Raw genomic sequence first — 24,941 nt, forward strand, 5'->3', positions numbered from 1 at the left:
GGGGTTTTTTGTTTTGCACGGTTTTTGGCAGTTGACTGTTTTTTGAAAGCGAGAGCCTGTCTGCCGACAAAGGCAGGCCCGGCCCGCCAGAAGCGGGACACGCCCTGATCATCACATTTCTTTTTATATATGATGGATTGGAATTCATTTGCTAAATTGCAGTTTAATCTCATGCAATATGAAAATTCTTTTCAAATTCTTTTTCTTCTTTTTATTTATTCATCATGCGGCTATAGCACAGACTAATGGTAGTTTAGATGTATTATCTCCCGGAGTGCCGGAGGATGAAGGCCTGAATTCAGCTTATATTGATCACAAGGTAGATTCGATAATGAAAAAGGGGATTGAAGAGCAGGCTTTTCCCGGGGCTCAGTTGTTGGTTGCTAAAAATAATACCACTATTTATCATAAAACTTTTGGATATCATACTTATGATAGTTTGCAGCGAGTTGGTAAGAGCGATTTGTATGATCTGGCTTCAGTAACAAAAATTTCTGGGGCTTTGCCGGTTTTGATGCAACTGGTGGATCAAGGAAAAATTAACCTCGATGAAAAGTTCAGTACCTATTGGAACCCTTGGAAACGAAAAAAAGATAAAAGGGATTTGACGCTAAGGGAAATATTAGCACATCAGGCAGGATTAGAACCTTATATTGTTTTTGTTAATGAAGTGATGAAGAAGGGGAGGTTTAAAAAACGTTTTGTCAGATCAAAGAGAAGCAACAGGTTTTCAGTTCAACTTTATGATGGGTTATACCTGAATAAACGATTTTATAATAAAATGAAGCGAATCATTAACAGATCAGATGTTTCATCAGAAAAAAAGTATAAATATTCAGGATTGAGTTTTCTTCTGTACCCAGAGATCATCAAAGATTTAACGGGTATCGATTATCAAAAATATGTAATGGATAGCATTTACAGACCTCTTGGAGCTAATAATTTAATGTTTAATCCTAAAGGTAAATATCCTGACAGTTTGATAGTTCCGACCGAGATCGATACTATTTTTAGAAAAGATTTGGTGCGGGCATGGGTTCATGATGAAAATGCAGGTTTGATGGGAGGACTGTCGGGTAATGCCGGACTTTTTGCTACAGCAAACGATTTGGCGAAACTCATCTTTATGTACCAAAATATGGGGAATTATGGAGGTAAGCAATATATTTCTGAAGCGACGATGAAAGAATTTATACGGGTTCAATATCCGGAGAATGATAATTATCGCGGACTCGGTTTTGATAAACCCCTTCTAAATAATAAGGAGTTGGATATTACAAAAGCATATCCGGCACCGGAGGTGAGTTCGGAAAGTTTTGGACATTCAGGTTTTACTGGAACTTTTGTTTGGGCTGATCCTGTGAACAATTTGATGTTTATCTTTTTGTCAAACAGGGTGTATCCTAACAGGTCGCATAGAAAATTGTATAGCTTGGATATCCGTCAGGCCTTACAGCAGGTGTTTTATCAAGCAGCTGATATTAAGGATTAATTGATAAGGTACCATTGCCTGAAAAGTTTTTCATATTTTAGTTGTTATAACATTTCTGCTACTCGATGAAGCTTAATTTGTGTTTTGGTATATTATTTTTTCTTATGTGGAACACAGTTGTTTTTCCGCAGGCAAATGATGTATTGGAGCAGGAGCATACAGTAAGCGTGGAAATTGATGGTGAGCCTTTAAAAGGCGTAGGCTGGAAGGAAGTTCCAGATTTAATCACAACGGGGGAGTTTTTGTCATCTGAAATCAAATTATCGCCACAAAAACGTGGATATCGGTTTTCTCCTGATATATTTAATTTTGATGATTATGATGCAGATTCTGCTAAAGTATTCAGGGCATACAAATATCAAATAGAAGATAAGCTTAAATTTCATCTGCCATTTCAGGAGCAATTGCTCGAGAATATTCTGCAAAAAAGAAGAGCCACACCGATTGATATTCAATACAAAAAAAGTGAGAAGGGAACAGTTGCCTATTTTAACGGTGCTACGAGTTATATAGATTTTGGTTCAGACAATACGAATTTTCAAGAATTGACTATAGCGGTTTGGTTAAAACCGGAAAAAGTTGATGGGAGCAATAGCATTATAGGGAAAGGAGAGGTTTTTTCCGCTAAAATATTTGATGGAAACCTTCAATTTACCACACCGGGAATCAAAGATCATATCAGTGATGCTATGCGGGTAACATCCGGGAAATGGATTCATATAGCTTTTGTGTACATGCCTAATGATAAAGTGTTTTTCTATCAGAATGGAAAACTTATCGATAAACAGGAAGCATCTACCATTGCCAATACCGATCATTCCATTTTGATAGGAAGTAATTTATGGGGACAATATTATAAGGGGATGATGAGCGATTTTGCGATGTGGAACCGGACGTTGAGTGATGATGAAATTCTCGAAGTATACACAAGTGGGATACCAATACAACATACACAATCTGAAACCTCTATATGGCTGTTTGTTGTTATAGGTTTGTTTGTTTTTGGGATTTTGGCAATTCTTCTTATAAAAAGAGCTCCATTTGCACGGAAAAAGAAAATTAAATACCACAATGTTACTTCAACGAATTATCATATTCAACTTTTAGGGGGATTTGTATTAAAAAGCCTTACCAAGATGGAAGATGTTAGTCATCATCTTTCACCAAAAAGAAAAGAGTTGTTTATATTGTTATTGCTTTTTACTATAAAAGATGGGGGAATAAGCTCTAAAAAAATGGGAGAGATATTATGGCCTAACTTTTCTCCAGCCAGCATGAAGAATAATAGAAGCACGCAAATTAAAGAACTGCGAAAGGTATTTGGGAGAAAATTACCAATGAATATTGTTTTTTCTGACAAAAAATGGCAAATGGAGATTCCTGAAAATATTAAAACAGATATCGTAGCGTTGAAGGCGCTTATTCCGGGCTTATTCTTAAATAAAAGCTGTGAAATAGATCGAGCAAACCTTGTCAAAATCACCCATCTCGTAAGAAAAGGTCCGTTTTTACCACAAATGGATTTTGAATGGCTGGACAGCTTTAAAGCTGATTATGGAAATACAATACTAGATGTTCTAACACCTTATGTGGAGACAAAAAATAAGCTTGGGAGTGATGTGTTGTTGAATATTATTGAAGCTATTTTGGTTATTGATCCTCTTTATGAACCTGCTGTAAAAAAGAAGATACAGCTTTTTATAGAGGATGGCAAACATGCATCGGCCCAAAAAATAATGAAAAGCTATAAAAAACTATACGAGTCTTTTTATAAGGAGAGTTATGATATTAAGATGCTCAATAGATAAACTTTGTTTTTATAAAAAGCAATTTTTTTAATTTATTACCCCATTTGTTACCCTATTTACTACATCCTGTATCAATAGATTAGGAGTGTTAATTCAATTAAACACTTATTTTATGAACAAAAACAACAGACGAAGTTTTATTAAAAAACTTGGTGTAGCCGGAGCCGCAGCAACGGTAGCACCTTCAGCTTTTGCTAAAACACCCCAACCTGTGGAATTACTTAAAAGAATACCAATAAATAATAGTTTAGATACTATTCGTATTGCCTTAATAGGTGCAGGAGGTATGGGTACAGCTGATATGAATACCGCTTTAAAGCATCCCAATGTGGAAATAACGGCCGTTTGTGATCTTTATACTGGTAATCTCGACAAAGCAAAGAAAAATTGGGGTTCTTCACTTTTCGCGACCAAAGATTACAAGGAAATACTCAAAAGAGATGATGTTGATGCAGTTATTATAGGAACTCCTGACCATTGGCATAAACAAATAGGAATAGACGCTTTGAAAGCCGGGAAGCATGTGTATTGTGAAAAGCCTATGGTACATGCTGTAGATGAAGGAATGGAACTGGTAAAGGCCTGGAAGAAATCCGGAAAAATATTTATGGTAGGAAGTCAGGGACTTTCTTCTTTAGGAAATGAAAAAGCTAAAGAACTTTTGGCTGCCGGAGCCATAGGGGAATTAAATTATGCTGAAGGATTTTGGGCACGGAATTCGCCTACAGGGGCTTGGCAATATCCGATTCCGACGGATGCTTCTGAACAGACGGTTGATTGGGATAGATTTATTGCAAATACCAAAAAAAGACCTTTTGATGCCATGCGCTTTTTTAGATGGCGTAATTATTTAGACTACGGAACAGGAATGTCGGGAGATCTTTTTGTGCATTTGTTCTCCAGCTTACATTTTATAACCAATTCCTACGGACCAAACAAAGTGTCGGCTATGGGAGGTTTACGATTTTGGAAAGACGGACGCGAAGTCCCCGATGTGCTGTTGGGAATGTTCAATTATCCTGACAGTAAACAGCATCCCGGGTTTAATTTGTCTTTACGATGTAATTTTGTTGATGGAACCAGTGGCAGTACCTACTTGAAAATAGTAGGAAGCAAAGGTTCGATGGACGTAAAATGGGAAGAAGTAGTGTTGAAACGAAATGCTCATACCTATGATGACGATCCGTTTATGGCTGAAAAACTGAAAGGACAAACTCAAAAAAGCGATCGGAAGAAAATGGTTCCGCCTCTAGAAACCGTTTATAAAGCTGAAAAGGGGTATAAAGGAGCACATTACGATCATTTTGCTAACTTTTTCAATGCCATTAGAACCGGCGGAAGTGTCGTAGAAGATCCCGAATTTGCTTTTAGGGCTGCAGCACCAGCATTGTTGTGTAATGACAGTTACAAGCAAAATAAATTTATTGAATGGGATCCGATAAAAATGAAATTAATCTAAATCTTTTTTAATCTAACTAATCAGAAAAATGAAAAAAATATATATCGTAGCCATGGCTACATTGGTAAGTGTTGCTTGCAAGGACACCAAAAAAGAAAATAAAGTTGTTGTAGAGGAAGCAAAAGAAGTGATTGCAGAAGAAACGGTAAATGATCAATGGGAATATCTTTTTGATGGAACCTCGACCGATGGCTGGAGAGGCTATAACAGCGAAACCTTGCCAGAAAGCTGGGTGATTGAGGACGGGATGTTAAAATCGCTTGGTAAAGGGGGTGATATAGGAGGTGATATTATCTATGGAGATAAACGATATGGAGAGTTTGAACTTTCTGTAGAATGGAAAATTTCAGAAGGAGGAAATAGCGGACTCTTTTACCACGTGGTGGAAGGAGAACAATATGAAGCCCCCTATTTTAACGCTCCGGAATATCAAATGATCGATCAGGTCGGTTTTCCACAAAAATTGGAAGCATGGCAATCTATTGGTGCCGATTACGGAATGTATGATCCCGATTATGAAGGAGTGCTGAAAAAAGCCGGAGAGTGGAATACCACCCGTATTGTCTTTACCAATAAAAAAGTTACGTATTGGCTCAACGGAAAGAAAACAGTAGAGTTTGTTCCTTGGTCTGATGATTGGCAAAAAAGAAAAGAAACCGGAAAATGGAAGGATTATCCTCATTACGGAAAAGCAAAAACCGGTTATATAGGCTTACAGGACCACGGAAGTTTTATTTGGTTTAAGAATGTAAAAATCAAAGAACTATGAAATCAAGAGTTATAACTGGTGTAGTATTCGCATTATTATTCATGGCATGTAGTACAAGCACTTCATTGTTTAACGGGTCTAATCTGGATGGTTGGGAAATCTACGGAACCGAAAAATGGTATGTGAATGATGAAGGTCTGTTGGTTTCTGAAAGTGGTCCCGATAAGCAATATGGATACTTGGCTACTGAAAAGAACTATAAGGATTTTGAATTAACGGCAAAATTTAAGCAGGAAGCCGATGGAAACAGTGGTGTTTTCTTTAGATCGAGTATAGAAGGCACTAAAATAAGTGGTTGGCAAGCCGAAGTTGCTCCTCCGGATCATGACACAGGAGGTGTTTATGAATCTTATGGAAGGGGATGGTTGATAAAACCGGATAAGGAGAAAGATAAATACCTGAACTATGGAGATTGGAACAAAATGAAGATACGTGTTGTTGGGAATCATGTAACCACATGGCTTAATGGTCACGAGATGATCAGTTTTACCGATCAGAAAATTGGAGAGGCTACAGGGAAAATTGCTTTACAAATCCACGATGGGGGCGGTATAAAAGTATATTGGAAGGATATAAAAGTGAAAGAATTGTAAGAGCAGTTTAAAAATACATTTGAGGGAGAGCCAGTAGAAGAACGAAAGTTTTTTTTCACCGGCTCTTTTTTATATAGGAAGGGGATTCTTATTCATCCCCAAAAAAAGACTTCATAATGACTTTTATGCTGTAGAATCCCATTACAATAGCTGCTACGGCTAGGAGTAAGCCGACGATCAATACCGGCCAATACCACGGATGTGTTTGATTCTTAAAGGCTTGATAAATTACAGCCGGAGCCAAAAACATCAAGACCACGGTATAAGCGAAGTATTTCAGGCTTTTAAAAAAAAGTTCTTTATTGGCGTTTCCCATGATATGCTTTAACGGCTTTTCTTACACTTAGATATTCGTTCAACAATGCTTTAGCAGTGTTTTCATCAACAGGGATTTCCTCCATGATCATACGGATAGCACGGTTGACCAATTTGTGATTGCTCAATTGCATATCGACCATTTTATTTCCTTTCACTCGTCCTAAACGGATCATCACCGATGTAGAGATCATGTTTAGTACTAGCTTTTGAGCGGTTCCGGCTTTCATTCTGGAACTTCCGGTGACAAATTCAGGTCCTACAATAACTTCTATAGGGTATTGAGCCACTTCGGACATAGGACTATTTTTATTACATGTAATACATCCTGTGATAATATTGTTCTCGTTACAAGCCTTCAATGCACCGATCACATATGGAGTAGTCCCGGAGGCTGCAATACCGATAACTACATCTTTTTCTGATATTTTATGCTTCTGAAGGTCTTTCCATCCTTGTTCTTCACTGTCTTCAGCAAATTCAACCGCTTTTCTGATGGCCACATCACCACCGGCCATAAGGCCTATAACCATATCATATGGAACACCAAAAGTGGGCGGACATTCTGAAGCGTCGACAATACCGAGACGACCACTGGTTCCGGCTCCCATATAGAATAATCTCCCACCATCTTCAAATTTGGGAACAATCTCCTCGATCAAAACTTCAATTTGTGGTATCTGCTTTTCTACGGCATCAGGAACGGTTTTATCTTCTTTGTTGATATTGGTAAGCAATTCTTTTACGCTCATCTTCTCAAGATGGTCGTAATGTGAAGTCTGTTCTGTGGTCTTTATAAAATTCATTTTTCAAAAATACAGATTATTACGCAAAAATGTGGAGATATCCGAAAGGAGATTTAATGATATAAATACTGATGGTAGCATAAAAAAACAAGACCTTCGTTTGTGGAGAAGGTCTTGTTTTGGTATAAAAATATAACTCATTAGATTTTAGCTAGTATGCTATTCAAAGTCTCACTAGCTCTCATGGCTTTTTGCACTTTTTCAAGAACTGGCAAGTAATAACCACCAATATCTACTGGTTTTCCTTGTACATTGATCAATTCTTCGACAATAGTTGTCTCATTTTCCGTAAGTGTTTTGGCCACAGGCTCGAAAGTTGCTTTCAATTCGGCATCTTCATTTTGTTCAGCGAGTGCTTGCGCCCAATAAAGTGCCAAGTAGAAATGACTTCCACGTGTATCCAGCTCATTTACTTTTCGGGAAGGCGATTTGTCATTCTCGAGGAATTTCTCAGTAGCTTTATCTAGAGCATCTGCCAAAACAAGTGCTTTTTTATTGTTGTATTTATTTCCGAAGTGCTCTAAAGAAACAGCTAGTGCCAGAAACTCGCCTAATGAATCCCAACGTAAATGTCCTTCTTCAAGGAATTGCTGAACGTGTTTTGGAGCCGATCCACCTGCACCGGTTTCAAAAAGTCCGCCGCCATTCATTAACGGAACGATGGAAAGCATTTTTGCACTGGTACCTACTTCCAAGATAGGGAAGAGGTCAGTTAAATAATCCCTCAATACGTTTCCGGATACAGAGATGGTGTCTTTTCCTTCTTTGATTCTGGCAAGTGTAAAGTGAGTCGCTTTTTCAGGGGATAAAATTCGGATGTCCAATCCGCTTGTATCGTGATCTTTTAAATAAGTATTTACTTTTTTGATCAATTCCGCATCATGAGCACGATTTTCATCCAACCAGAATACTGCTGGTGTGTCTGTCGCTCTAGCTCTGCTAACAGCCAATTTAACCCAGTCTTGAATAGGAAGGTCTTTTACCTGGCACATTCTCCAAATATCGCCTTCTTCAACCGAGTGTTCGATAATTACATCACCGCTGGCATCTACTACTTGAACAACACCATTTCCGGCAATTTCGAAAGTTTTATCGTGCGAACCGTATTCTTCAGCTTTTTGAGCCATAAGTCCAACATTAGGAACAGTTCCCATTGTAGTAGGATCAAAAGCACCGTTTTCCTTGCAAAAATCGATGGTTGCTTGATATAATTTTGCATAGCTGCTATCCGGGATTACGGCTTTGGTATCTTGACTTTTACCTTCTTTGTTCCACATTTGGCCTGAATTACGGATCATCGCCGGCATGGAAGCGTCGATGATGATATCACTCGGCACATGCAGGTTGGTAATTCCTTTATCAGAATTTACCATGGCAAGATCCGGTTGCTTTTCCATAACAGATTCAAGTGTAGCCAAAACCTCTTTTTTCTCTTCTGTGTTTAATCCTTCTTCTACTTTTTCTATAAGGTCACCAAGTCCATTGTTTTCTTCAACATCAATTTTTTCAAGCAGATCGCCGTGTTTTTCAAACAATTCTTTGAAAAATACTTTTACCACATGTCCGAATATAATCGGATCGGACACTTTCATCATGGTTGCTTTCATATGTATGGAAAACAACACATCTTTTTCTTTGGCGTCTTTCACTTGTTCTTCGAGGAAGTTGACCAGGGCTTTTTTGCTCATTACCGTAGCGTCGATCACTTCTCCATCGAGCAAGCTTAATCTTTCTTTTAGAACATCAGTGTTTCCGTTGTTGTCAACGAACTGGATTTTGATGTCTTGTGCAGTAGGAACGGTCAATGATTTTTCGTTTGAATAAAAATCACCGTGATCCATTGTAGCTACATGCGTTTTGGAGCTTGAAGTCCAAGCCCCCATAGTGTGTGGGTGCTTCTTGGCGTAATTTTTTACTGCTTTTGGTGCTCTTCTGTCTGAATTCCCTTCACGAAGTATCGGGTTTACAGCACTTCCTTTGATGCTGTCATAACGAGCTTTGATTTCTTTTTCAGCATCGGTTTTTGGTTCGTCCGGATAATTCGGGATATTAAACCCTTTTGCTTGTAACTCTTTTATAGCGTCTTCCAACTGTGGGATAGAGGCACTGATATTAGGCAATTTAATGATGTTTGCCTCGGGAGTTTTAGCAATATTACCCAACTCTTTAAGAGTATTGGATGTTTTTTGCTCTTCTGTGAGCATATCCGGGAATACGGCCAGTATTCTACCCGCAAGGGATATGTCTTTGGTTTCAATATCTATATTTGATGTAGCTGTATATGCTTTAACGATAGGAAGCCATGAATAAGTGGCTAATGCTGGTGCTTCGTCTGTTTTGGTGTAAAGAATTTTTGGTTTTTGTGACATTTATTTGAAGAACTAATTTTAAATTAAACTGGGCAAATATACAATTTAAAACAGTTTTTGAGTAGCAGAACCACAACGAATCACAAAATGAATTCGTTTTGACTTTTTTGATTGAAACGAAAAATGAGGTTAAAAGATTATTTTGCAACCAATTTGGGAAAATTTAAATGAGTTCAATATAACAAAAAACAAAAGCCATATCACTACAATGTATGTTTTGATATGGCTTTCTTAGAAATAGTTTTGCTTTACTTTCATTATGATTCTTTCAAATCCAACTACTGGTATAGTTCACTATTTCCATTGAAACATCTACAAGTTTTCTCAATAATGTTATCAAGACCTAACCCCGATGCTTCAAAAAGATTGTTTTCAACTTCCTACTCAAACTTAAAACACAAGGTTCCAGTTCTTCGGCACTGACTTAGCACTTTTACCTGCTCAGTTCAAACTTTCTTTTAGCGTCCGGTATTATTTGCATAATACCTTTTTCTTAAAGACTCAATTAAAAACATCCTTATGTCATAGAACATATGTTTCTTAAACGTGATGCTAATATACATATAATAACACTTAAGTTGCAATTTTTTAACGAATTATTAATCAACATGTTACAAACATGAGTTATCAACAATTGTTAATAAAAAAAGCCCCGCTATTGCAGGGCTTTTACTTTTTGTAAAAAACAGGTTATGAATTAACCTCTTTAATTCTTGCTTTTTTACCGGTAAGTCCTCTAAAATAGAAGATACGCGATTTGCGAACTTTACCTTTTTTGTTGATTTCGATTTTTTGCAATGCAGGCATGTTAACCGGGAAAATTCTTTCTACCCCAACAGTACCGGACATTTTTCTGATCGTAAAGGTTTCTGATGCACCAGTACCTCTTCTTTGAAGGACAACACCTCTAAAGAACTGAGTACGTGTTTTTTCACCTTCTTTAATCTCGTAGTATACCGTAATTGTATCCCCTGCTGAAAATTCAGGAAAATCTTTTTTTTCTACAAATTCGTCTTGAACAAATTTTACTAAAGCTTCCATTGTGCTATATTTATAAAAGTTAATTCAAACCAACATTCACGATTATCGTCAGAGGTTAATCCGAAATCGGATGCAAAATTAACCAATAAAAGCTAATAAACAATATTTTAGATGTTTTTTTATCTGAAAACATTGAAGATGTGGTAGTTGAAGACTAGTGCTTGGAAATAATCAGGTGTTGTTGGAGGTTAAAAAAGGGGAAAATCACCCTTTCAACTTGTTGTGGTTCGATTAAATTTGTAAATACTAAACCATGCCAGCCTAAATATAATTACAGGGGAAGTACCTTTGTAATACATTTATTAGGACATTCAAGGAATTTGGACATTTCATGGAGAACGAGAAAGAGATCATAAGCCTTATAATTTATGTCAGTGTTTTAATTGTTATTCTTATCATTTTTGTGGTTAGCTTTTTTTTAGCATACCAACGAAGAAAAACAGAACTACTGATTGAAAAGGCTCAAGAGCGCCAAAAATTTGAGCAAGAATTAGCTCAGGCACAAACAGAAATACAGGAACAAACCTTTAAAAATATCAGCTGGGAGTTGCATGACAATATAGGCCAATTACTGTCTGTCGCAAAAATGCAACTCAATATGTTGCAAAACGATATTCCCGAGGATAGAAAAAAAGGCTTTGAAGAGGCTTCCAATGTTTTAGGACAAGGACTTAAGGAATTACGACAGCTATCACATAGTCTTAATACCGATTTTGTCTCAAAAATCGGACTTCAGGAGTCTTTGGAAAATGAAGTGAAACGTTTTAAACGCCTTAATTTCCTTAGAATTGAATACAATGTAGAGGGGGAGCCTTATGTTATCGATAAAAAAGACGAGATCATTATTTTTAGGATATTCCAGGAGTGCTTTTCCAATGTAGTGAAGTATTCCAAAGCTTCGCTATTAACCATTCTTGTAAAATACTTACCCACAGAACTGTATGTAAACGCAACCGATAATGGGGTTGGTTTTGACATAGAAAAACAGAGTGAAGGAAGCGGACTCATAAACATAAAAAAACGCGCTGAACTCATAGGTGCAGAAATTTCGATTAAAACTGGAAAAAATGAAGGAGTTTCAGTAACTTTGACCTATCCAACCAAGCCTTCTGAAAAATGAAAAAGCATACTATAGCCATCGTCGACGATCATTTGTTATTTGCAAAATCCCTTACCTCTTTGGTCGATTCTTTTGATGATTACCGAGTGGTCTTCCATGCCAACAACGGAAAGGTGTTTACAGAAACCATTCAGGAGAACGGACTTCCCGATATTATTTTATTGGATATTAATATGCCCATTATGAATGGCGTCGAAACCATGGAATGGCTCAAGGAGAACTACCCGGAGCAGAAGGCAATAGCCCTTTCCATGGATGATAGCGAGGAAACCATTATCAAAATGCTTCGCTTGGGTGCCAAAGGGTATCTACTGAAAGACATTGATCCGGAAGTCTTTGAAACCGCACTGAACGATGTCTTGCAAAAAGGTTTTTACTATTCAGACCGCATTACCAATAAGTTACTGGACAATATCGATAAAAAGGATAAGGACGATGATGCGGTTGAGTTAAAAGACCGGGAAATCCAATTCCTGAAATTAGCCTGTACCGAAATGACCTATAAAGAAATTGCTATGGTAATGAACCTCTCACCAAAAACAATCGACGGTTACCGCGAAAGCCTTTTCGACAAACTGGAAGTAAGAAGTCGTACCGGACTTGTACTCTACGGAATTAAACACAAGTTTATTGAGATGTAAGGGTGAAAGTTCAAATTTCAAGCACCAAAATCCAAAAGTTTATATTTGAAAAAGAAATAAATGTCTAATGTTTACGGCCTACAACCTGCGCAGGATCTTCAATCTGGTTGGGCAAAATGGGTTTACGGGCCTATTGGAAAAGGCTTGTCCTTTATTTTTTCCATTTATATACTGTTCTAGACCTTTTTACGAGCAGTTTTGTGGCAAAATCTCCATCTTTCATCTTTTTAAAAAACAAAAAACACAAAGACTTACATCCAAAATATTTACCTATTTTAGCTTAGAAAACTCACTTAAAAAGGGGTTTTTAGACGGACTGCCGTTGGCGGGAATTTGAACGATAAGACAAATATTTTGAAATTAGAGACAATGAACAAGATAGAATTATTTGAAAACCAAAGAGCTTCAGGGTACAACCAATTTGTAGAAACATGGATACCCAATTACCATTATTTTATGAACAATTTGCCTAACCTTTTAAAACAAACAGAAAACAAAAACCTATTGGTTGTTGGCTGTGGTACGGGAAATGAGATTGAACGCTTTGTTCATACAACGGAACAATGGAAAATAACCGGAATTGACCCTTCTCCCGAAATGATATCACAAGCGGTTCAAAACCTCAAAGATTTTAAGAATGTAAACCTCATTGAAGGAATAGTAAACGATTTAGATAGGTCTGACAAATTTGGCGCTGCAACACTTTTATTGGTGCTGCATTTTATGGAAGATGACGGGACGAAATTAAATTTACTGAAAAATATTGCTGAAAGACTGGAATTTGGTGCACCATTAATCCTACTCGATATTACAGGCAACAAAACACAAATCAAAGAAAATCTGGAAGTACTAAGGCTATTTTTACCGAAGAATTTAGACAAAGATGATATTAATAACCGGTTACATCGAATTGAAAATGAACTGAATGCTGTTTCCGAAGAAAGATTGAGCCAATTATTGATAGAAGCCGGATTTGAAGCACCACTGCGTTTTTTTCAAACCTCAATCTATATGGGATGGATGACAAGAAAAAAATGATAAAATATTTTGAATTACGATTAAATAGAAATAAAACTACCGCTTACAAAGGATGCTATATCCTCTCATTTGTGCTATCCCTGCCGGCAGGCAGGTTTCGGCTTACGGCAGAAAATCTCCGTAGATTTTCATGAAACGAAACATACAAATATGTTGGGCTTAATACAATCTTAAGTTTACGGTTTAGGAAATAAAGCGGTGTCGAAATAAAAATACTGATGGGTGATTTTATTATCAGCTACAACAAATACTTCATAGTCAAGGTATTTCGGTTTGTACAGGTGAAATAACTTTTAATAGAGACCTGTGTGTTACTCCCGTTTTCGCTACTAACATATCTTGTGTCTCAACCAAAGACTTCATTTCAAAAGCTTTTAACTTTTCAAAATAATCTTCCGGGTTTTCTGTTGAAAACATCAGACCATAATATTGATGATTGTTTGCCATAAAAGTCTTTACTTCTTCAAAACAACCCTTATTAATAGCTTTAAAAAAGCCTTCTACTACTTGAATTGAGTTGTTTGATTTTTCCATTTTCAGTTAAATTTTAATTATTAAATTTGTTACTTGCAATAAACAAGTGTTTGATGAAAAAAACTGAAAAACGTTCAGAATGCCCTATTAGCCTATCCTTAGATTTATTTGGAGATAAATGGTCATTGTTGATTATTAGGGATATTGTTTTTAAGGGTTATCATTTCTATAATGAGTTTTTAGAGTCTGGAGAAGGCATAGCGACTAATGTATTATCAGACCGGCTTAAAAAACTAGAATTAAATGAATTTTTAATTAGTGAAAAATATCAACATCGCAAAACAAAAAAAGTATATCAGCTTACTGAAAAGGGAATAGGATTAATCCCTATTTTATTAGAAATGATAGCTTGGGGTTTTAGGAATGATGATACACTCCTTATTCCTGATGACAGAACTAGTATTGTTGACAGAATATGGAATGACAAAGAAGCTTTATTGGAAGAAATAACTGCTTCAGTCAGAAGTTTTGACAGCCAAAATTTTTGCTGATAAGTACTAAACACAACACCATAAAACAGACAATGCTACTAAAAAAACACATCCAAGATTTCTTAAAGTTCAAACCAGAACTTCAATCTTTCTTATACCGCTTATTGACCAATAAAGAAGATGTGGAGGACATAGTACAGGAAACTTATATCAGGGTTCATCAAAACATCAACACTTTCAAAGGAAAATCATCTTTTAAGACTTGGGTTTTTACTATTGCTTTAAACCTTTCCAAAAATCACTTGAAAAAACAAAAACGCTGGGTAGAAAATGCACAAGATTACGGAGCTGAACTCCATGCCAATGATGAAGGCCTTTGGGACAAAATGCGGAATGTTTTTTCCAATACACCCGATAAAACCTATGAGATAAAAGAACATATCGCCTATTGTAGTAATTGCATCTTCAAGACCTTGGAACTCCGTCAACAAATTTGTCTGTGGTTGAAAGAAGTATATCACTTTAAGATCAATGAAATTATGGAAATCACCACCCTTTCCAAAGGGAAGGTAAAACACGCCATAGCAAATGGCAGAAAAAACATGGTTCGTATTTTCGACAACCGTTGTTCGTTTGTGAACAAAAAAGGCGTATGTCATCAATGCACTGTTTTAAAAGGAAATCTCAATCCCGAACATAATGCACAAGTGGAGGCTATTCAACTTAAAATGGTAAAAGAAGGAGATAATCCTGATAAAGAACACTTGCTAAACCTACGTTTTGAACTAACTTCAACTATCGACCCTTTAAATGCTCCCAACTCAATTTTAAATACTTATATGCTAGAAAACATCGAAAAGTGGGTGGAAGAAGGAAAACAGAAAAAAGTGCTAGGAGAAAATGAAGAAAAAATTGTTCACGGATGTGAGTTATAGCCAAAACATGGAAGCCCAAAACACATTACATATTGAAATTGGAAAAGTATCCTACTCCTTCAAAGCCAAAGTGTGGAAACATGATTCTCCTGCTGCATGGTATTTTGTATCTGTACCTAAAAATATTTCAATCGAAATAAGAGAGTTATTCCAAAAATTTGAAGAGGGTTGGGGTAGATTGAAATGTCAAGCCCAAATTGGTAATACACTTTGGGAAACAGCTATTTGGTACGATACCAAACACCAAGCTTATATTTTGCCTCTGAAAGCTAAAATCAGGAGAAAAGAACAGATTGAAATTGACCAAATAATTGCCATTACCATAAGGATTTAGAAAAAATCCAAAAATCCCGTCCGTTTTCATCTGCTCAATTGTCTAAAGAGTATGTTTAACAATTTAAAAATATAAAAAGATGAGTAAAACAGCATTAGAAACGGTACAAGCTTTCCAAATGTCTATGGGAAGTGGCACCAACGATTGGGTGGAAATGGTATCAGAAAATGTTACTTTTAAAGGACCGGTTGCCGATGTAAAAGGCAAGTCAGATTTTATCGAACTCAACAAGGGATTTTTTCCGATGGTAAGAGGTTACGAACCCCTAAATTCTTTTGGAAATGCAACCTATGCTAGTTTGGAAGGAACTTTTAAACTAGCTACACCCAAAGGCAATGAAATTGAGTTGGAAATGGCAGAAGTATATACCGTTGAAGACGGAAAAATCCAATCGGTACGAGTGTATTACGATGCAGAAGAATATAGAAAGGAGTTTGGGAACTAAATTAAACAGCAGGGGCAGTAATCAATATTTGCCCCCTTTTTTATAAAGCATGAAATATTTCGATAAAAACTTTAGTGATTTTTTTGTTCAGCTTGCAACTAATAATAATAAGGAGTGGTTTCATGCCCATAAAAAAGACTACGAAACCTTCGTGAAAATTCCATTTGAAAATTTTGTTACACAACTGATTCTAGAAATATCAAAACACGAAAGTCTGGGTAATATCCAGGCGAAACAATGCATTGGCAGAATAAACAGGGACATACGTTTTTCAAAAGACAAATCGCCTTATAATTTGCACCTCAATGCATTTATATCACCTTATGGCAGTAAGGACAAAAGCTTCCCCGGACTGTTTCTTCGCTTTGCTCCCGATATGGTGGGTATCATGGGTGGATGTTACCGCCCATCCAAAGAACAAACGAGTGCTATCAGAAACCACATAAAAAATAACCTGTCAGAATTTGAAGATTGTTATTCAAATAATTTTTTTTATGAGAAATATGGGGATATAAAAGGTGAAACAATAAAGCGTATTCCTGTTGAGTTTAAGGAAATTTCCAAATTGGAAAAACTCATTCTCAACAAGCAATGGTTTTTTGTGGCAGAAAGAACACCTGAATTAGTGTTAAGTGAGAATTTATTGCCTGACATTATGGAGTATTATTTTGCTGCAAAACCACTCAGTGAATTTTTTAAAAAAGCACTTAAAACAGTATAAAATGGCCTATTCAGAACATCAAAAAGAACGGATTGAAAGAATACTCAAAGAAAAGACAATCAAATTTGAAGACAGAAAATTCATGGGTGGCCATTGTTTTTTTATATTAGTAGGTAGTTAATGGTTGCAAAACAAATTTAAAGCATGAAAACACACGAACAAATACAGTACATTGAGTTTCTCTCCAACGATTTGGAGCAAATCAAGAGATTTTATAAAAATGCTTTCAATTGGAAATTTACCGATTTTGGACCTGAATATACAGCCTTTGAAGGCAAATACATTGAAGGTGGTTTTACCGTTGGTGTGCCTGTCAAAGGAAGTATATTACCCATAATATATTCCGAAAAACTCGAAGAAACGTTAGGAAAAGTAAAATTTGCGAAGGGGAAAATTGTAAAAGAAATATTTGATTTTCCGGGTGGAAGAAGATTTCATTTTGCCGATATAGACGGTAATGAATTAGCGGTATGGTCAGATAAAAATTCTGAGGGAATCCAAATTGATTTATAAAGCAAAACAGAAATGGCCTATTCAGAACATCAAAAAGAACGGATTGAAAGAATACTCAAAGAAAAGACAATCAAATTTGAAGGCAGAAAATTCATGGGCGGCTATTGTTTTTTTGTGGATGACAAAATGTGTATAGGACTTGATATTGACAAGAAAACAGGAAAAGATCGTTTGATGGTACGAATAGGTGAAGATGTCATGCTCCATGCATTAAAAAAGAAAGGATGCAGACCAATGGATATTACCGGACGTCCCATGAAGGGTTTTGCTTTTATAGATCCGCAAGGGTTTGATTTGGATTATTGGGTACAATTAGCATTAGATTTTAATCCTTTCGCAAAGAGTAGTAAGAAGAAATGATCTTTGTCAAACAAAAAATACATCAATAAACGACAAATTATGAAAACAATGAATCGTCCGAAACCCGAACTACACTTATACTTGACCGTCAGACTGTCTCAAAACCCACATAGTTTTTAATTATTTTTTTCCATCACAAGGCTTTATCTTCAAGGTATAGAATATCAAAAAGGAAAAGACCGGGAGCATTAACACTTTATACTACTGCCAAATAAACCATTTATCCGAAGTTAATTTGCTTTACATCATAAATCAATCTATTTTTAAGCATTAATCGGTAGTTTTGAGACAGACTACCGTTGGCACTCATTGCAGAAACTATGAAATTGAATCTTATCTTTTGTATTCTAATATTATTTTTCATTAATAACCCTGTTCAAGCGCAACAGGATAGCAATAAAGCTGAATCAACTCCTTTAACTTTTGCCCAACAAGAGGTAATTCATTCAAAAATTCTGAATGAAGATAGAACGATAAATATATTTCTTCCTGAGAGCTTTCACGAAAAGTCAATCCAGCACACTTACCCAGTGCTTCTACTCCTTGAAGATGAGTTTTTTCTAATGACTTCAGGAGTCACTAAACATTTAAGTTCGGTTGAGAGAATGCCTGAAACCATTGTTGTGAGTTTAATAGATGGACCAAAGGTTCCAAAACTTTATACTAATGGTAGCGATTTCTGGCCAAAAGATTGGAAACAACTCCCATTTGGAGGAAATCCAGACCCATTTACTAAACACTTGAAAGAAGAGCTTTTCCCTTATTTAAAAAATAACTTTAGAGCAAATGACTTTAAAATTGTAATGGGACTTTCGGCTACATCCATTTATACTTTACACGCTTTTGCTAAAGAACCTTATTTGTTTGATGCGCATATTGCTATAGCCTCTGGTGACATCCTAGGTATGGGATATAGTGAAGGAGAAAGTCTGATTGATGTAATAGTTAAAGATTTTGAAAATAACCAGAAAAAAACAGGATGGCTATATGTTACATCTGCTGATTCAGATGGCAACGGCAATTCACCAATGATAAAAACTAATTTGGAAGAGTTAGAAAAGCGTTTGTCGCCCTATCGCTCGGATGATTTTCAATTTATTTCCAAAATATTCCTAGATGAAGGACATTATGATGTTGCTTTACCTGCTTTGGAAGAAGCATTGGGAATTATTTTTCCTAAAGAAAAATGGTTTGCAAATTACCGTGAACTTATCAAAGAACCTGGGAATGCGATGGAAAACATTGACAACTATTTTAAAGAACTCTCAACGGTATATGGTTTTGAAATACTTCCAAAAACAGAGCGCTGGAATAGTGGAAATAGTTTAAGTAAAATTAGCTCATACCTTTTAAATCAAGGAAAAACTACAGAAGCTATTCAAGTGATAGAACGCTGGGTTAAATATAGTCCTAAATCGATTTTAGCCTTGAATAAACTTATAGAAGTATATGATTCAAATAGTGACTTTGACAAAGCACTTTCCATATTGGAAAAGGCTTACGAAATGTCGTTGGAATTGGGGATAGAAGAATCAAATGAATATTTGGTCAAAATTAATCAAACTAAAGAGAAAATAGGGAAAGGAAAAAATTGACAGTAAAAATCCCGCTCTCCAAAGAGTGAGTGAATAATAAATGAGTGCTACGCCCAGAGGCTTCGTGATCCTGACTTCTCGCAATGAGATAGGTTATGTTACTTTACCCAGAAAAGATTTCTGCGCTATCGACAGTTTAAAACCATCAATCAAAAACCCAAAAAATCACATTTCGTAACTCGTACTTCGTATTTCTTTCGTACTTCGTAACTCCCGACTACCCCCTATAATACTCCAACAAATCCTCTAATTTAGAAGCAGAGTCACTCAATCCGCCTTCGCGGTTTCTAAGGAGCCACAGTTCTTTATGTTTTTGGATAAGTCCTTCTAATTCCTCGATGAGCTTGTCTTTTTCCTGCTTCGGGATATTCTTGGTGGCATAACCGGCTGCTTTTAAGCGTGCAATTCCGAGATGAATGCCATGCAATGCAAGTCGGGCGGCTTGCACGATTTCTTTTTTTATGATGTCGCCATCTGTAGATGTGGGTTGTGCTTCTTCAAAAATAGCCAGGGCATCTTCAATCTCTTTTTCTGCGGCTTCTAATTTTGGAATGCTTAGCTCTTTCGTTTGGTAGTGTCCTTTCATCGTCCATTTATAACGTCTCAGCATCAAATGAAAAGCATTGGCGTTACCGTTGGGGATTTCAGTTTTCAAATAAGCATCCCCAAGTTTTAAAATGGCTTTTGCAGTATTTCCGCTAGGATCATCAAACACAAAATGATTGAGTTGAAATTCAATTTTATCCAAGGTTTCGGGACTGTAATTCCAAGCATAGGAAGCTCCCACGAGCAATGTAGGATAAGTAACCGAGAGCGGCTGAAAATGGCCGTAATCCCCCCAATTGGTATTTAAAAAACCTTTGGCTCCATTCTTTTGCCCTTCAATGGCAGCGTTTTTCAGGTTTTCAAAAGCATTGTGATTCCTACCGATCTCCGAGCGCCAGGTGGATGTTCCGGGACATACGTAAAAATCGACCCCCGCATCTTTGAATTTCGGAAGGTTTTTATCAAACGGATAGTCGGCACTATAGCCCCAGACCATAGCGGTCATATTTTTAGGCAAGTCTTTTATCAATTTAGGGTGGTTTAAAATAATGTCCCCCCAAAACTGAGCTAAACGACCTTGTTTGTTCACTTCCTCATTCAGTTTTTTCAAATAGTTGAGATAAACCTGTCCTTTTCCGATTTTATCACTTACTGATTTCGACCGCCCTAATCCAAGCTCTACGGTTTCGTCGCAGCCTATGTTGAAGTATTTGCTGGAAAAATTAGGCAAAAACTCTTCATAAAGACTTTTCATCAATGCAAATGATTCGGGATTGGTAGGGTCGAGGCTGGTCCTTTTTCTCATGCCCCAAATGGTATTGCAATCGTCGGGACATTCAGCTAAATGGAGATATTCATCATGTTTCAACCAATTTTCCATATGTCCGAAGGAATTTTGATTCGGAACAAGATCAATAAACCGTTCTTTACAATAAGCATCCAATTGCTGAATTTCCTCTGCAGTAAACGGACTCGCATCTTTCCACACGTTGTTGTGGTCTTTATAAGCAAAAGTGTGTTCTACATACAATTGCAATTCGTTAATCTTCCACGAAGACAATTTGTCGATCAGTTGGAACAAAGTAGCCATACTGGGCACTTTGTCCCGGCTAACGTCCATCATAAAACCACGACGTTCGATATTAGGCCAATCGTTTATGGTGAGACATGGCAAGGGTTTGTCTTCTGTGACGGAATACTCCATGAGCTGCAATAAAGTTTGCTTAGCATAGAATAACCCCGCGTGGTTTTGTCCGATAACTTCAATATTTCCCTTGCTAATTTTCAGTTGATATCCCTGCGGTTTAAGCTTAGTGGAGTCAATCTTAAAAACAAGAAGAGCCTCCGGTGTAGTGGCAGTGGAGTAGAGTTTGAATTCCCCTGAAAATTTCTCTTTTTCCAAAAGCGATATCAGTCCGGAAAGATAAGCGGCATGATTGCCGGAAAACGCAGTGCAAGTATCACTCACTTGTAACTCTTGCGGTGGATTGATCAAGTATTTGTCAATATCTTGTGCAGATGCGGCAAATGAAAACGCTAAAAATATGGAAAAGAGTAATTTCTTCATGGTTAATTATTCAATTTAAAACGGAAAGATAGTATTTATTATGGAATAGGGGGTAATGAATCCGCCAGCGGCGGAGAAAGGGGAGTTTTGAAATCCCAAACCGATGGTTTGATTATCAAACATTTGTTTTTCACCTATGGCTTTGGATTTCAGAACCCTCTGTCTTCAGTTTTGCTATCGCTAAACTGAATCCACCTCCCTTCGTCTGAAGAGAGGAGCTGTTTTGCTGCTTATTTTTTAAATTTTAAACCAGACTTCACGATTTCGCATATTTAGCAATCATCACTATTTGTCCGGTATGGTATATATCGTGCTGAATAATACCCTCCACTAAATATTCATGATTGTAGCTTCGTCCCGGGGTTTGTTGTGTGAGAAAAGCATCATTTTTTGTACTTAGGAAGGCGATAATATCGCGCTGACTCTTTTTGAGCTTATCCAAAAGCGCATTCCATTCTGATTCGTTGTTGATAAACACCTCCGGCCAGTCGTCTGCACTGTCTATTTTGATTTCATAAGTCAGATTTCCTTTCAGTTTTTCAAGGGCGAGTAGCCGCCAATTGATCATATGTTGAACGATCTTGGCAATGGTGTTTTTGGAATTGGCAGGAACCGTATTGACCCATCTGCTGTCAATACCACTTATTATTTTTAATACGGAATCCCCATACCAAGGTGTTTCTTCAAAACTGTTTTTAAGTTTGCTGATGAGTTTTTCGATCTGAAGATCCATTTTATGATGTTTTTAGTGTTAATAGTAGCGCTGAGTTAAAGTTAGAAATTAATTTTAACGCCTCTATACGGCTTGGTGAATTTAACATCTGTGCAGATCGTTATATGAAAAGTGCCTGAAAGAGGGATTATGGCACGGCTATTGTCTATAAAAGGTGACCAAAAAGCTTATTTGGCGGTGTTTTTGCCAAACTATCAGACGTTAAGCTTTTTAAAAACGAACAGTAAAAAAATAAACGAATCCATTCTAAATGACAGAATGGCTTATATAGAACTATGGGTAATAATAAATTTTTAAATATTGACAGTTTGTCATTGCAGAATATCGATGACGATGCAGAGTTGATTCCGTTGATGACTCCGGAAGATGAAGAAGAAATCAATAATGAAGCCTTACCGGAAACACTTCCTATTTTGCCGCTTCGAAACACAGTCTTGTTTCCCGGGGTGGTTATTCCGATCACTGCAGGAAGGGATAAGTCCATCAAATTGATAAAAGACGCTTCCAACGGAAGTAAGGTCATTGGTGTTGTTTCTCAAAAGGATGAAACTGTTGAAGATCCTTCGGTTTCAGATTTGAATACGACAGGAACAGTAGCAAAAATCCTTAGGGTGTTGAAAATGCCTGACGGAAACACTACAGTGATCATTCAGGGGAAAAAGCGTTTTAAGATCAACGAGATCACTTCCGAAGATCCTTATTTTACAGCAACGATTGAAGGTTTACCGGAGCTCAAACCGGAAAATGACAGTGAGGAGTTTGATACTATCATAGATTCCATCAAAGAACTGGCTTTACAGATCATCAAGGAGAGTCCGAATATTCCAACAGAAGCTTCTTTTGCCATAAAAAATATAGAGAGCAGTTCATTTTTGATCAATTTTATTTCATCAAATATGAATTTGGAGGTCAACGACAAGCAAAAGTTGCTTGAAAACCGAAACCTTAAAGATCGGGCTATGGCGACATTGAAGTTTATGAACCTAGAGTTTCAAAAGCTTGCCTTGAAAAATGATATTCAGTCGAAAGTACGCTCAGACCTCGATCAGCAGCAGCGTGAGTATTTCCTTCATCAGCAAATGAAAACCATTCAGGAAGAATTGGGTGGCGGATCCTATGAAGAGGAAGTCGAGCAGATGCGTCAAAAGGCGAAAAAGAAAAAGTGGGATAAAAAGATTAAGGCGCATTTTGATAAGGAATTGTCAAAATTGCAACGTATGAATCCACAGGTAGCTGAATATTCGATTCAACGTAATTACCTGGACTTGTTTTTGGATTTGCCGTGGAATAAATTTTCCAAAGATAAATTCGACCTGAAAAGGGCGCAAAAGATATTAGACAGGGATCATTATGGTCTGGAGGATGTGAAGAAACGAATTATCGAGTATTTGGCGGTATTGAAACTGCGCAACGATATGAAATCGCCTATCCTTTGCCTGTACGGACCTCCGGGGGTTGGTAAAACTTCCTTGGGTAAGTCGGTTGCAGAAGCTTTGGGTAGGGAATACGTGCGTATTTCCCTCGGAGGTTTGCGCGATGAAGCCGAGATACGCGGACACCGAAAAACATATATCGGTGCTATGCCGGGAAGGATCATCCAGTCCTTAAAAAAAGCGGGAACATCCAATCCGGTGTTTATTTTGGACGAGATCGATAAGCTGTCCGTTAGCCATAGTGGAGACCCTTCTTCAGCGATGCTGGAAGTCTTGGATCCGGAGCAGAACAGCGAATTTTACGATAATTTCCTGGAGATGGGTTACGACCTTTCCAAAGTGATGTTTATCGCCACAGCTAATAATTTGGCGCCTATTCAGCCTGCTTTGCGTGACCGTATGGAAATCATCAACGTGACCGGTTATACGATAGAGGAGAAGGTAGAGATAGGCAAAAGGCACTTGCTCCCGAAACAATTGAAAGAACACGGAATGACCAAAGACAACCTTAAAATCAGTAAAAAAGAACTGGAAAAGATTGTTGAAGGTTATACTAGGGAGTCCGGTGTACGTGGGCTGGAAAAACAGATCGCCAAAATGGTACGTTTTGGTGCCAAATCCATTGCGATGGAAGAGGAATATAACATCAAAGTGACCGGGGAAGACATAGAAAAAGTCTTAGGACCGGCACGATTGGAACGCGATAAATATGAAAACAACGATGTTGCGGGTGTGGTTACCGGTTTGGCATGGACGAGTGTTGGTGGGGATATCTTGTTTATAGAATCGATCCTTTCCAAAGGAAAAGGAAGCTTGTCTATCACAGGAAATCTGGGGAAAGTAATGAAAGAATCGGCTACGATTGCGATGGAGTACATCAAATCGAATGCTGGATCATTGGGAATCAACCCGGATGTGTTCGATAAATACAATGTGCATATCCACGTTCCTGAAGGAGCAACACCAAAAGACGGTCCGAGTGCCGGAATCACAATGTTAACCTCTTTGGTTTCACTGTTTGCACAGAAAAAAGTAAAGAAAAGCCTTGCGATGACGGGAGAGATCACCTTAAGAGGGAAAGTACTTCCGGTAGGTGGAATCAAGGAAAAGATATTGGCTGCCAAGCGCGCCCGTATCAAAGAGATCGTTTTGTGTGAGGAAAACAGAAAAGATATCGAAGAAATTAAGGATGAATATATAAAAGGCCTTACTTTTCATTATGTAAAAGAGATGAGTGAGGTGATTGATATAGCTGTGACCAACCAAAAGGTGAAAAACGCTAAAAAGCTTTAGTTTAGGAGATATTCCAGTTGAGCAATTGGCAGTATTCAGTAAGCAGGATG

24 protein-coding genes are annotated in these 24,941 nt (G+C 37.2%); 17 read left to right on the forward strand and 7 right to left on the reverse strand.

Annotated elements, in window-relative coordinates:
- Window positions 1–178: 178 nt before the first annotated feature.
- The 5 genes from OOZ15_RS15230 (at window position 179) to OOZ15_RS15250 (ending at window position 6,121) form a co-directional block, all read left to right on the forward strand.
- Window positions 179–1,492: a serine hydrolase domain-containing protein gene (locus tag OOZ15_RS15230; RefSeq protein WP_265957293.1), complete on the forward strand. Its 1,314-nt coding sequence runs from the start codon at window positions 179–181 to the stop codon at window positions 1,490–1,492.
- 104 nt (window positions 1,493–1,596) lie between these two features.
- Window positions 1,597–3,300, forward strand: coding sequence for a LamG domain-containing protein (locus OOZ15_RS15235; RefSeq protein ID WP_265957294.1), 1,704 nt, complete (start codon window positions 1,597–1,599; stop codon window positions 3,298–3,300).
- Window positions 3,301–3,412: 112 nt separating this feature from the next.
- The gene (locus tag OOZ15_RS15240) at window positions 3,413–4,759 is read left to right on the forward strand and encodes a Gfo/Idh/MocA family protein (protein ID WP_265957295.1); all 1,347 of its coding nucleotides are present in this window, start codon (window positions 3,413–3,415) and stop codon (window positions 4,757–4,759) included.
- A gap of 28 nt (window positions 4,760–4,787) precedes the next feature.
- Entirely contained in the window at window positions 4,788–5,528 is a 741-nt protein-coding gene (locus tag OOZ15_RS15245; RefSeq protein ID WP_265957296.1) for a 3-keto-disaccharide hydrolase, read from the forward strand.
- The gene (locus OOZ15_RS15250; RefSeq protein ID WP_265957297.1) at window positions 5,525–6,121 is read left to right on the forward strand and encodes a 3-keto-disaccharide hydrolase; all 597 of its coding nucleotides are present in this window, start codon (window positions 5,525–5,527) and stop codon (window positions 6,119–6,121) included. Before OOZ15_RS15245 ends, OOZ15_RS15250 begins: the two co-directional genes overlap by 4 nt.
- An 88-nt stretch (window positions 6,122–6,209) precedes the next feature.
- Here the strand turns inward: OOZ15_RS15250 and OOZ15_RS15255 are convergent, their stop codons facing one another.
- From OOZ15_RS15255 to rplS, 4 genes are all read right to left on the reverse strand, one after another.
- Window positions 6,210–6,437 carry a DUF6095 family protein gene (locus tag OOZ15_RS15255; protein ID WP_265957298.1) on the reverse strand — a complete coding sequence of 76 codons (228 nt, stop codon included), beginning with the start codon at window positions 6,435–6,437 and terminating at the stop codon, window positions 6,210–6,212.
- Window positions 6,421–7,242: an N-acetylmuramic acid 6-phosphate etherase gene (murQ, locus tag OOZ15_RS15260; RefSeq protein ID WP_265957299.1), complete on the reverse strand. Its 822-nt coding sequence runs from the start codon at window positions 7,240–7,242 to the stop codon at window positions 6,421–6,423. Before murQ ends, OOZ15_RS15255 begins: the two co-directional genes overlap by 17 nt.
- A 140-nt stretch (window positions 7,243–7,382) precedes the next feature.
- Entirely contained in the window at window positions 7,383–9,611 is a 2,229-nt protein-coding gene (locus OOZ15_RS15265; RefSeq protein ID WP_265957300.1) for an NADP-dependent isocitrate dehydrogenase, read from the reverse strand.
- A gap of 690 nt (window positions 9,612–10,301) precedes the next feature.
- The gene (gene rplS, locus OOZ15_RS15270) at window positions 10,302–10,652 is read right to left on the reverse strand and encodes a 50S ribosomal protein L19 (protein ID WP_265957301.1); all 351 of its coding nucleotides are present in this window, start codon (window positions 10,650–10,652) and stop codon (window positions 10,302–10,304) included.
- A 331-nt stretch (window positions 10,653–10,983) separates the two neighbouring features.
- On the opposite strand from rplS, the gene OOZ15_RS15275 reads away from it, so the two are divergent.
- The 3 genes from OOZ15_RS15275 to OOZ15_RS15285 all read left to right on the forward strand — a co-directional run bounded on the left by OOZ15_RS15275 (window position 10,984) and on the right by OOZ15_RS15285 (window position 13,451).
- A complete protein-coding gene (locus OOZ15_RS15275; protein ID WP_265957302.1) occupies window positions 10,984–11,772 on the forward strand; it encodes a sensor histidine kinase in 789 nt (262 codons plus the stop codon).
- Window positions 11,769–12,413 carry a response regulator transcription factor gene (locus tag OOZ15_RS15280; RefSeq protein WP_265957303.1) on the forward strand — a complete coding sequence of 215 codons (645 nt, stop codon included), beginning with the start codon at window positions 11,769–11,771 and terminating at the stop codon, window positions 12,411–12,413. The genes OOZ15_RS15275 and OOZ15_RS15280 overlap by 4 nt, the downstream gene beginning before the upstream one ends.
- A gap of 369 nt (window positions 12,414–12,782) precedes the next feature.
- Window positions 12,783–13,451: a class I SAM-dependent methyltransferase gene (locus OOZ15_RS15285; RefSeq protein WP_265957304.1), complete on the forward strand. Its 669-nt coding sequence runs from the start codon at window positions 12,783–12,785 to the stop codon at window positions 13,449–13,451.
- Window positions 13,452–13,709: 258 nt separating this feature from the next.
- Here the strand turns inward: OOZ15_RS15285 and OOZ15_RS15290 are convergent, their stop codons facing one another.
- The gene (locus OOZ15_RS15290) at window positions 13,710–13,985 is read right to left on the reverse strand and encodes a hypothetical protein (RefSeq protein WP_265957305.1); all 276 of its coding nucleotides are present in this window, start codon (window positions 13,983–13,985) and stop codon (window positions 13,710–13,712) included.
- A 53-nt stretch (window positions 13,986–14,038) separates the two neighbouring features.
- Here OOZ15_RS15290 and OOZ15_RS15295 point away from each other — a divergent pair, with 53 nt between their 5' ends.
- The 8 genes from OOZ15_RS15295 (at window position 14,039) to OOZ15_RS15330 (ending at window position 19,319) form a co-directional block, all read left to right on the forward strand.
- Window positions 14,039–14,476 (forward strand): winged helix-turn-helix transcriptional regulator, encoded by a 438-nt coding sequence (locus OOZ15_RS15295; protein WP_265957306.1) that lies wholly within the window; start codon window positions 14,039–14,041, stop codon window positions 14,474–14,476.
- A 32-nt stretch (window positions 14,477–14,508) separates the two neighbouring features.
- The gene (locus OOZ15_RS15300; RefSeq protein ID WP_265957307.1) at window positions 14,509–15,351 is read left to right on the forward strand and encodes an RNA polymerase sigma factor; all 843 of its coding nucleotides are present in this window, start codon (window positions 14,509–14,511) and stop codon (window positions 15,349–15,351) included.
- On the forward strand, window positions 15,317–15,685 hold the full coding sequence (locus tag OOZ15_RS15305; RefSeq protein WP_265957308.1) for a DUF1905 domain-containing protein: 369 nt from the start codon (window positions 15,317–15,319) through the stop codon (window positions 15,683–15,685). Before OOZ15_RS15300 ends, OOZ15_RS15305 begins: the two co-directional genes overlap by 35 nt.
- Before the next feature lie 79 nt (window positions 15,686–15,764).
- Window positions 15,765–16,130, forward strand: coding sequence for a nuclear transport factor 2 family protein (locus OOZ15_RS15310; protein WP_265957309.1), 366 nt, complete (start codon window positions 15,765–15,767; stop codon window positions 16,128–16,130).
- A gap of 49 nt (window positions 16,131–16,179) precedes the next feature.
- On the forward strand, window positions 16,180–16,851 hold the full coding sequence (locus tag OOZ15_RS15315; RefSeq protein ID WP_265957310.1) for a DUF2461 domain-containing protein: 672 nt from the start codon (window positions 16,180–16,182) through the stop codon (window positions 16,849–16,851).
- Between the two features lie 144 nt (window positions 16,852–16,995).
- Complete coding sequence (locus tag OOZ15_RS15320; RefSeq protein ID WP_265957311.1) at window positions 16,996–17,364, forward strand: VOC family protein; 369 nt, start codon at window positions 16,996–16,998, stop codon at window positions 17,362–17,364.
- Window positions 17,365–17,376: 12 nt separating this feature from the next.
- A complete protein-coding gene (locus OOZ15_RS15325) occupies window positions 17,377–17,724 on the forward strand; it encodes a TfoX/Sxy family protein (RefSeq protein ID WP_265957312.1) in 348 nt (115 codons plus the stop codon).
- Between the two features lie 299 nt (window positions 17,725–18,023).
- A complete protein-coding gene (locus OOZ15_RS15330) occupies window positions 18,024–19,319 on the forward strand; it encodes a tetratricopeptide repeat protein (protein ID WP_265957313.1) in 1,296 nt (431 codons plus the stop codon).
- 217 nt (window positions 19,320–19,536) lie between these two features.
- Here the strand turns inward: OOZ15_RS15330 and OOZ15_RS15335 are convergent, their stop codons facing one another.
- Window positions 19,537–21,432 (reverse strand): beta-N-acetylhexosaminidase, encoded by a 1,896-nt coding sequence (locus tag OOZ15_RS15335; protein ID WP_265957314.1) that lies wholly within the window; start codon window positions 21,430–21,432, stop codon window positions 19,537–19,539.
- Between the two features lie 256 nt (window positions 21,433–21,688).
- The gene (locus OOZ15_RS15340) at window positions 21,689–22,165 is read right to left on the reverse strand and encodes a DinB family protein (protein WP_265957315.1); all 477 of its coding nucleotides are present in this window, start codon (window positions 22,163–22,165) and stop codon (window positions 21,689–21,691) included.
- A 275-nt stretch (window positions 22,166–22,440) separates the two neighbouring features.
- On the opposite strand from OOZ15_RS15340, the gene lon reads away from it, so the two are divergent.
- Window positions 22,441–24,891: an endopeptidase La gene (gene lon / locus OOZ15_RS15345; protein ID WP_265957316.1), complete on the forward strand. Its 2,451-nt coding sequence runs from the start codon at window positions 22,441–22,443 to the stop codon at window positions 24,889–24,891.
- Window positions 24,892–24,941 lie beyond the last annotated feature (50 nt).

Origin of the sequence: Galbibacter kalidii (genome assembly GCF_026241135.1) — a bacterium.
Taxonomy (GTDB): Bacteria; Bacteroidota; Bacteroidia; order Flavobacteriales; family Flavobacteriaceae; genus Galbibacter.

Coding starts and splice junctions, on each gene's coding strand:
- OOZ15_RS15230 (WP_265957293.1), top strand. CDS start 179: ATGAAAATTCTTTTCAAATTCTTTTTCTTCTTTTTATTTATTCATCAT.
- OOZ15_RS15235 (WP_265957294.1), top strand. CDS start 1,597: ATGTGGAACACAGTTGTTTTTCCGCAGGCAAATGATGTATTGGAGCAG.
- OOZ15_RS15240 (WP_265957295.1), top strand. CDS start 3,413: ATGAACAAAAACAACAGACGAAGTTTTATTAAAAAACTTGGTGTAGCC.
- OOZ15_RS15245 (WP_265957296.1), top strand. CDS start 4,788: ATGAAAAAAATATATATCGTAGCCATGGCTACATTGGTAAGTGTTGCT.
- OOZ15_RS15250 (WP_265957297.1), top strand. CDS start 5,525: ATGAAATCAAGAGTTATAACTGGTGTAGTATTCGCATTATTATTCATG.
- OOZ15_RS15255 (WP_265957298.1), bottom strand. CDS start 6,437: ATGGGAAACGCCAATAAAGAACTTTTTTTTAAAAGCCTGAAATACTTC.
- murQ (WP_265957299.1), bottom strand. CDS start 7,242: ATGAATTTTATAAAGACCACAGAACAGACTTCACATTACGACCATCTT.
- OOZ15_RS15265 (WP_265957300.1), bottom strand. CDS start 9,611: ATGTCACAAAAACCAAAAATTCTTTACACCAAAACAGACGAAGCACCA.
- rplS (WP_265957301.1), bottom strand. CDS start 10,652: ATGGAAGCTTTAGTAAAATTTGTTCAAGACGAATTTGTAGAAAAAAAA.
- OOZ15_RS15275 (WP_265957302.1), top strand. CDS start 10,984: ATGGAGAACGAGAAAGAGATCATAAGCCTTATAATTTATGTCAGTGTT.
- OOZ15_RS15280 (WP_265957303.1), top strand. CDS start 11,769: ATGAAAAAGCATACTATAGCCATCGTCGACGATCATTTGTTATTTGCA.
- OOZ15_RS15285 (WP_265957304.1), top strand. CDS start 12,783: ATGAACAAGATAGAATTATTTGAAAACCAAAGAGCTTCAGGGTACAAC.
- OOZ15_RS15290 (WP_265957305.1), bottom strand. CDS start 13,985: ATGGAAAAATCAAACAACTCAATTCAAGTAGTAGAAGGCTTTTTTAAA.
- OOZ15_RS15295 (WP_265957306.1), top strand. CDS start 14,039: ATGAAAAAAACTGAAAAACGTTCAGAATGCCCTATTAGCCTATCCTTA.
- OOZ15_RS15300 (WP_265957307.1), top strand. CDS start 14,509: ATGCTACTAAAAAAACACATCCAAGATTTCTTAAAGTTCAAACCAGAA.
- OOZ15_RS15305 (WP_265957308.1), top strand. CDS start 15,317: ATGAAGAAAAAATTGTTCACGGATGTGAGTTATAGCCAAAACATGGAA.
- OOZ15_RS15310 (WP_265957309.1), top strand. CDS start 15,765: ATGAGTAAAACAGCATTAGAAACGGTACAAGCTTTCCAAATGTCTATG.
- OOZ15_RS15315 (WP_265957310.1), top strand. CDS start 16,180: ATGAAATATTTCGATAAAAACTTTAGTGATTTTTTTGTTCAGCTTGCA.
- OOZ15_RS15320 (WP_265957311.1), top strand. CDS start 16,996: ATGAAAACACACGAACAAATACAGTACATTGAGTTTCTCTCCAACGAT.
- OOZ15_RS15325 (WP_265957312.1), top strand. CDS start 17,377: ATGGCCTATTCAGAACATCAAAAAGAACGGATTGAAAGAATACTCAAA.
- OOZ15_RS15335 (WP_265957314.1), bottom strand. CDS start 21,432: ATGAAGAAATTACTCTTTTCCATATTTTTAGCGTTTTCATTTGCCGCA.
- OOZ15_RS15340 (WP_265957315.1), bottom strand. CDS start 22,165: ATGGATCTTCAGATCGAAAAACTCATCAGCAAACTTAAAAACAGTTTT.
- lon (WP_265957316.1), top strand. CDS start 22,441: ATGGGTAATAATAAATTTTTAAATATTGACAGTTTGTCATTGCAGAAT.